Genomic DNA, 6275 nt, shown 5'->3' with positions numbered 1-6275 from the left:
GTGACTGGTACTAATAGGCCGAGGACTTACCACAAAGAAGCTACGCGTCCACTGTGCAATATCTGAAACAACACACGAGTTGTTCAGTTACACAATCGAATACAGGTCCATGACGAAACACCGATCCCGACAGCATGTGTGGGGGATGTGTTCTCCGACTGAGACCGCTCGTGACTACTGTTTCGTAGAGTTACGGCGGCCATAGCGGAGGGGAAACGCCCGGTCCCATTCCGAACCCGGAAGCTAAGCCCTCCAGCGCCGATGGTACTGCACTCGACAGGGTGTGGGAGAGTAGGACACCGCCGAACACAACATCCCAGAATGCCCCCGACCACCACGGTCGGGGGCATTCTGCATTTCGAATCCAACCAACACACTCACGCGCATTCGCGGACACTTCCGCGGACACTTCCGCGGACACCGGGGACTGGACCCGGATACCGGCGTCCCCCGACCGGCCCGTCACCCCGACAATCGACCCTCAGCGCAAACGCGCACGCATTCGTCATCCGCGCGCACAATCGCACCCCGACCACTACCTATTCCCCGCGCACCTGACAGACGCGCGCGCATTCGCGGACACCGGGGTCTGAATCCGGGTGCCGGCGCGCGACACGACCGCGGATTTCGGACGCGAGGACAAACGCGCGCGCATTCGTCATCTGCGCGCACAATCGCGCCCCGACCGCTGCCTATTCCCCGCGCATCTGACACACGCGTGCGCATTAGCGGACAGCGATGCCGACGCGCATGCCGCAGCAACTGCAATGAGCGGCAATACGGGTCAGGTGTGCACGGCAACAGGCTTGTCGGCGGTGACTTCCAAATCTTTCGGATTCGCGAGGACCGTCTCGGCGGAGCGTCCACGGAGGGTTACCGCATCACCGAATTCCCATCGATGCGCTTCGTCGTCTGCGGCACCGTCGACTGCCGTTTTGGAGGCCAGGATCGCCCCTGGAGCGTTCTTCGCCAGTTCGGAGAGGCGAGCGGCCTCGTTCACTGGGTCTCCGATGACGGTGTACTCGAATCGGGACTTCGCACCGACGTTGCCGGCGACTGCGCGTCCCGCCGCGACACCCACAGCGGCACTACATTCGGGGACCTCGACCAGCAGCCGTCGGGCAATCGCTCGTGCTGCGGCCAACGCGGAGCCGCAGTGGTCGGCAATTTCGTTGGGGGCCCCGAAAATCGCCAGCGCGGCGTCGCCCTCGAATTTGTTGATGAAACCGCCGTGTTCGTCGACCTCGTCTACGACTACTGCGAAGAATCGGTTGAGTAGGTGCACGACCTCGGTGGGCGGCCGCGATGCTGCCAACTCGGTCGAACCCACGAGGTCGATGAAGAACACCGCAATATCGCGTTCCTGTCCGCCGAGTTCACTGTCCGACTGCAGTGCTTTTTCGGCGACCTCATGGCCGACGTGCCTGCCGAACAGGTCGCGGATCTTCTCCCGATCGCGCACTCCGTCGGCCATCCTGTTGAAGCCGCTCTGCAGCTCGCCGAGTTCGGTGCCGTCGTACACCGCGAGACGGACTTCCATGTTGCCCTTCTCCACCTCGGCCATCCCCGCGCGCACGTTGTTAATGGGCGAGGTCGTTGCGAATCCGCCGAGGACAGTCAGTGCGAATCCGAACACAATGGTGATTCCGCCGAGCGCGAGGATGGAGACTGCCAGCTGAGTCGCTGTCGTCTCAGGATTGATGAACCGGAAGACCGCGATCATCATCAATCCGGAGACCGGAACGCCGGTGCCCAGTAGCCACGACAGGATGGAACGACCCATGACACCGGCGATCCGGATCCGACGTGGGTCACCTGCCTCGAGCGCCCGAGCCGCGATGGGGCGGAGGGCGAACTCACTGAGCAGGTAACTGAATGCGCAGACGACTGTGCCGCCCGCGGCGATCGTGAAGGCAACCTTGGGGATCGCCTGCGGATCGATGATGCCGTCGATGGTGGTCAACAGGATCAGCGCGCCGATCCACAGCGCTATCTGGATCCGCGTCAGACGCCAGGGCATTGCGAGAGTCGCGACCTGCTCGGACCGTGTGGGCTGGCGATCCTCGATGCCCCATCGCAGACTGCTCAGCGCGCTTGTGGTGCCCCAGACGACGCCGACCACGAAGGCGAGAAAGACGTACACCGGGACGACGATGAAATTGACCCACCAGTACTTCTCGGGGTCGAGGACGTTGGGGCCCGGAACGACGACGCTGATCAGAACGCCCACGATGACTGCGCCGATCAGGTTCGACAGGACCAAGAAGACGGTCAACAGCAGCTGGATTCGGATCCGTCGTCGACGTGGCGACTCGGAGGTGTCGCCGAGCAGTCGGGAACCCAGGGGAGCGGCAGATCGTCTCAATTGCGGCATGGTCGTCACAGACTAACGGGGGCTCCTGCCTTAAGGTGGTCGAGTGCGTCTAGTTATTGCTCGTTGCCAAGTCGACTATGTCGGCCGTCTCACCGCACACCTCCCGTCCGCTCGCCGCCTGCTCCTCGTCAAGTCCGACGGATCGGTCAGCGTGCACGCGGACGACCGGGCCTACAAGCCGCTCAACTGGATGTCTCCGCCTTGCTGGATGGTCGAGACCACCGAGGACGAGACGATCAAGTGGATCGTCACCAACAAGGCCGGCGAGGAACTTCGCATCACCATCGACGATGTCGAACTCGACTCCAGTCACGAGTTGGGTATCGATCCCGGGTTGGTGAAAGATGGTGTGGAGGCTCACCTTCAGGAGTTGTTGGCCGAGCACGTCAGCACCTTGGGCGACGGCTACACGCTCGTGCGACGCGAGTACATGACGGCCATCGGACCGGTGGATCTGTTGTGCCGCAACGCCGATGGCGGAACAGTGGCAGTGGAGATCAAGCGACGTGGTGAGATCGACGGCGTCGAACAGCTGACTCGGTATCTCGAACTTCTCAATCGTGACCCGCTGCTGGCACCGGTCAGTGGAGTGTTTGCCGCACAGGTCATCAAGCCGCAGGCGAAGACTCTGGCCACCGACCGCGGCATTCGTTGTCTCACACTCGACTACGACGTCCTGCGCGGAACCGACAGCACCGAGTTCCGGCTGTTCTGACGACTGTCGGCATCGATCGTTCGGTTCTCTACACTGGACGGGTGCCACGTCGTAATCAGCCCCGCCGACCGAATCGGAGCGGCCCGAGTGATCTCGGTCCGGCGACCGATTCCGTGCTGGGCGGCAACCGGGTCGAGGTCGGTCCGGACGGTGACACGTACACGACGCGGATGGTCCCGGGTGCCAAGGCCGTGAAGACCTATCGATGCCCCGGCTGTGATCACGAGGTGCGGCCGGGCGTCGCACATATCGTCGCGTGGCCCTCGGACGATTTCGGTGGTGCCGACAATCGCAGACATTGGCATACCGGATGTTGGTCCGGCCGAAACACGCGAGGCCTCACCCGCAGATGGTCGTAGCGGGGGAGGCCAGGCGCAGGACAAGCTGAGTCAGGACGAGGAGTCAGCCGATTCCCTCTTGTCCTCGGCCTTCGCGGCTGCCTTCTCTTCTTCCTTCTTCAGGATGGCCGTCGGGTCGGGATTGTCGAGCAGTTCGCTCTCACGATTGACCGAGGCGAGCATCGCCGGAACCGAATCGAGCTGGCCTCGAATTCCGAGCAGCTGTGCCAGAACACGACTACGGAGCACACGCAGCTCCTCGGCCAGTTCCTTCGAGTGCGCGATGCGTCGCTCGGCCTGCTCACTCGCGGACTGGAGCCGTCGAGCAGACTCGGTGGTCGCCTCCTCGATGCGGCGGGCAGCATCGGTCTTGCTGGACGCTTCGAGTTCCTCGAGAGCGGTGAGCACCTTGGTGCGGCGCTCGGCCATCGTGATCTCGAAGTCTTCCTGAACCTCGGCGCGCTTGGCCTCGGATTCGGCAGCCAACTTGTCGCGCTCGGCCTGCGCGGCCTCGACCACTCGAGCTGCCTCGGTGCGCGCCTGAGCCATGGTCTGCTGGTGTTCGGCTTCGAGTGCCGTTCGGCGCTCTTCGAGTTCGGCCACCAGTGACTCGTGCCGTCCGCGCAGTCGGGCACTCTCTTGCTGCGCAACGGAGATCATTTCCTCGGACTCCGAGTGCGCCTTGGCACGTACTTCGGATGCCTCGTCCGAGGCCAGCCGCAGCATGCGTGAGATTCGATCGCTCATCCCCTCCGCTGTGGTGGGTGGAACCGACAGACGATCGATGTCCTTGCGCAGCTCGTCGATCTCGTCACGGGCGTCGTCGAGTTGCTTGGCCAGATCACGAGCCTGGGCTGCGGCCGCATCACGGTCAGCGGTTGTCAGCCGGAGCTCGGCGTCGAACCGCTCGAAGTAGTTGGTGACTTCGTCGCGATCGAACCCCTTCCGGACGATGGAAAAGGGAAGTTGCACCGTAGAAGTGCGCTCATGATCGATGGCCATGGCCGTCAATTTACCGGTGAGTCAAGTAGAGAGCCATACGGCTGATTCACAGAGTTCGATCAGTGCGCGTCGGGGTTCGGTTCGACCAGTTCGATGAGCACGCCACCGGCGTCCTTGGGGTGGACGAAGTTGATCCGAGAATCGGCGGTGCCACGGCGCGGGGCGTCGTACAGCAACCGAACGCCGCGAGCGCGCAGCTCGGTCGAGATCTCTTCGATGTCGGTGACGCGGTACGCCAACTGCTGTAGTCCCGGGCCGTTGCGGCCGATGAACTTGGCGATGGTGGACGACTCGTCGATCGGTGCGAGCAACTGCAGTGCAGCGGACTTCTCCGTGGCGCCGGGGAAGGACAGCATCGCCTCGCGCACACCCTGTTCCTCGTTGATCTCCTCGTGCACTGCAACCATGCCGAGGTGGTCGGTGTACCAGGCGATGGCAGCGTCGAGATCGGGCACCGCGACACCCACGTGATCGATAGCCGTCACCAGGTCGGAGCGCAGCGGGGCTCCCGTGTAAGACTGCGTGCTGGAGGTCATGGCCATGACGTTAGCGCCAGCTGCGTTTCGGTGCTCCGCCCGGCCGGTATCGGCAGGGGGCGTCGGAGCGTTGATCTCGACAAGGCCGTCTTCACACTTTCGGAGGAAATCGTGACCACAACAGTCATCGTCGCCGGCGCTCGTACGCCCGTGGGGCGTTTTTCGGGTGCCCTGAAGGACTTCTCGGGATCGGACCTCGGCGGAATCGCCATCAAGGGTGCACTCGACAAAGCCGGTGTCGCGCCGGATCAGGTCGACTACGTCATCATGGGCCAGGTTCTCACCGCTGGTGCCGGCCAGATTCCGGCCCGGCAGGCTGCGGTTGCCGCGGGCATTCCGATGACCGTGCCTGCACTGACGATCAACAAGGTATGCCTGTCCGGAGTCGACGCCATCGCACTGGCCGACCAGCTGATCCGCGCCGGTGAATTCGAGATCGTCGTCGCCGGTGGCCAGGAGTCGATGACCCAGGCACCGCACATGCTCGAGAAGTCGCGTGCCGGATTCAAGTACGGCGATGTCACCATGCGTGATCACCTCGCCTACGACGGGCTGTACGACATCTTCACCGATCAGGCCATGGGTGCACTGACCGAGCAGCGCAACCAGAGCACCGAGGTCATCACTCGCGAGGAGCAGGACACCTTCGCCGCCGCGTCGCATCAGAAAGCTGCTGCGGCCTGGAAGAACGGCGTGTTCGACGACGAAGTGGTCCCGGTGTCGATCCCGCAGCGCAAGGGCGAGCCGATCCAGTTCACCGCAGACGAAGGCATTCGCGCCGACACCACTGTCGACTCCCTCGGCAAGCTTCGCCCCGCCTTCGACAAGGCAGGCACCGTCACCGCCGGATCGGCGTCGCAGATTTCCGACGGTGCCGCCGCCGTCGTGGTGATGAGCAAGGAGAAAGCCGAGTCGCTCGGTCTGACCTGGCTCGCCGAGATCGGTGCCCACGGAGTGGTGGCCGGTCCCGATTCCACCCTGCAGTCGCAACCGGCTCGCGCGATCGCCAAGGCATGCGAGAAGGACGGCATCGACCCGAAGGACCTGGACGTCATCGAGATCAACGAGGCGTTCGCAGCGGTCGGAATCGCGTCGACGCGTGAGCTGGGCATCGATCCGGAGATCGTGAACGTCAACGGCGGAGCGATCTCGATCGGGCATCCCCTCGGCATGTCGGGAGCTCGCATTGCCCTGCATCTGGCTCTCGAGCTGCAGCGACGCGGCGGTGGAGTCGGCGCGGCCGCGTTGTGCGGCGGCGGTGGACAGGGCGACGCCCTCATCGTTCGAGTACCGAAGCAGTAGGACTCGTG

Annotated in this window: 6 protein-coding genes and 1 rRNA gene; 4 read left to right on the top strand and 3 right to left on the bottom strand. The window is 63.6% G+C overall.

Translation table 11 applies throughout. From position 1 onward, the window contains the following. Positions 1-191 precede the first annotated feature (191 nt). Positions 192-308: ribosomal RNA gene (gene rrf, locus R4P57_RS13015) — 5S ribosomal RNA — on the top strand. A 476-nt stretch (positions 309-784) separates the two neighbouring features. Here the strand turns inward: rrf and R4P57_RS13010 are convergent. Beyond that, on the bottom strand, positions 785-2374 hold the full coding sequence (locus R4P57_RS13010; protein WP_317803239.1) for an adenylate/guanylate cyclase domain-containing protein: 1590 nt from the start codon (positions 2372-2374) through the stop codon (positions 785-787). 43 nt (positions 2375-2417) lie between these two features. On the opposite strand from R4P57_RS13010, the gene nucS reads away from it, so the two are divergent. Together nucS and R4P57_RS13000 are read left to right on the top strand one after the other, a co-directional pair. After that, positions 2418-3089: an endonuclease NucS gene (nucS, locus tag R4P57_RS13005; RefSeq protein WP_269595881.1), complete on the top strand. Its 672-nt coding sequence runs from the start codon at positions 2418-2420 to the stop codon at positions 3087-3089. Positions 3090-3130: 41 nt separating this feature from the next. Beyond that, positions 3131-3448 (top strand): hypothetical protein, encoded by a 318-nt coding sequence (locus R4P57_RS13000; protein ID WP_037193364.1) that lies wholly within the window; start codon positions 3131-3133, stop codon positions 3446-3448. 30 nt (positions 3449-3478) lie between these two features. Here R4P57_RS13000 and R4P57_RS12995 read toward each other — a convergent pair whose 3' ends face one another. Both R4P57_RS12995 and mce read right to left on the bottom strand, forming a co-directional pair. After that, the gene (locus R4P57_RS12995; RefSeq protein WP_317803238.1) at positions 3479-4429 is read right to left on the bottom strand and encodes a hypothetical protein; all 951 of its coding nucleotides are present in this window, start codon (positions 4427-4429) and stop codon (positions 3479-3481) included. A 59-nt stretch (positions 4430-4488) separates the two neighbouring features. Continuing rightward, entirely contained in the window at positions 4489-4971 is a 483-nt protein-coding gene (gene mce, locus R4P57_RS12990; RefSeq protein ID WP_373453564.1) for a methylmalonyl-CoA epimerase, read from the bottom strand. Between the two features lie 105 nt (positions 4972-5076). On the opposite strand from mce, the gene R4P57_RS12985 reads away from it, so the two are divergent. Further along, entirely contained in the window at positions 5077-6267 is a 1191-nt protein-coding gene (locus R4P57_RS12985; protein ID WP_317803237.1) for an acetyl-CoA C-acetyltransferase, read from the top strand. Positions 6268-6275: the final 8 nt, after the last annotated feature.

The organism is Rhodococcus sp. IEGM 1330, assembly GCF_033142445.1.
Taxonomy (GTDB): Bacteria; Actinomycetota; Actinomycetes; order Mycobacteriales; family Mycobacteriaceae; genus Rhodococcoides.
Note: the sequence above shows the minus strand (reverse complement) of the source record. Positions and strands in the feature narration are given on the sequence as shown.